This is a genomic window from Vibrio sp. 1288 (assembly GCF_033344475.1).
In genome coordinates this window covers 1-938 of sequence record NZ_JAWPOX010000213.1, presented here as the reverse complement: position 1 = coordinate 938, position 938 = coordinate 1, and the positions used below count along the sequence as shown (strand labels likewise).

Here is a 938-nt window from a genome sequence, read left to right as displayed (position 1 = left end):
AGAGAAAGCCACTGGTGAGCTCAAAAAAGAGATGAACATGGCGAACGATCAACAAGAGCGTGCCATGGCATATCAACTAGCGATGACAATGGAGATGACACAATGATGATTTCTTCTTCACTGCCATCGTCAAATGCCGCTTCATCTTCAGAAGGCCGAATCACGCAAGCAAAAGACGTTCAAGGCTTTTCGCAGCGCAGTGCTTCAGGGCAAACACCTCTGAATCAATCCGCAGCATTATCAGAGCAAGCAGTACCAAGCTTTCGCCTTGCTGCACAAACTTTCTCAAGTGAAGAGCGCAACGAGGCGACAACTGCAACAACGGAAGAAAATGCTGCTGTTGACACCACAGGAATGAATGTTCTTCTGAGTGCAACAACACCAACTGAAACACCAGACCTTGCAGCGCAAGCGCAAACCTTGACGCAAGGCATGCTAAACATGGCTGAGAAATCGGTTGCGTCATTCAACAAAGTCAATCCGTTGGAAGTAAAAGGTGAAGCAAAAACAACAAGCCCAGCGCAAGCTAATGCCTTGTTAAACACATCACCGCAACAACAAGATATTCAAACTAGCCAAACAGCTTCTGCGAATGCACGCGTGAATACCTCTACCGCAGACTTTCAAGCATTGTTGAACCAACCAGCGCAAGGGCAAGCAACGACTGCACCACTGAACGTTCAAACTTCTGCTCCGTCCGCTCAAGCAGTGAGCGCTGCGACAGTAGCTCATGCTCATACGCAAGGCTCAGAGTGGGCAGCAGTGAAAGTGGACACAAGTGCAGGCAAATGGGGCGAGCAGATGATGCAGGTGCTGCATGACCGAGTCACCTTGCAAGCACAGCAAAGTGTTCAGGAAGCGAAAATCCGTCTCGATCCGCCCGATCTAGGCAAACTGGATTTACTCGTTCGTGTTGAGGGCGATCGATTGAGCGTACA

The 938-nt window shown here is 49.4% G+C and carries 1 protein-coding gene and 1 pseudogene; both read left to right on the top strand.

The features are described from left to right. Positions 1–106: pseudogene (locus tag R8O11_RS25755) on the top strand (LafD); the annotation flags it as partial. Beyond that, positions 103–938: flagellar hook-length control protein FliK (locus R8O11_RS25750; protein ID WP_318194679.1), on the top strand; the 836-nt coding region annotated here is incomplete at its 3' end. The pseudogene R8O11_RS25755 and the gene R8O11_RS25750, both read left to right, overlap by 4 nt.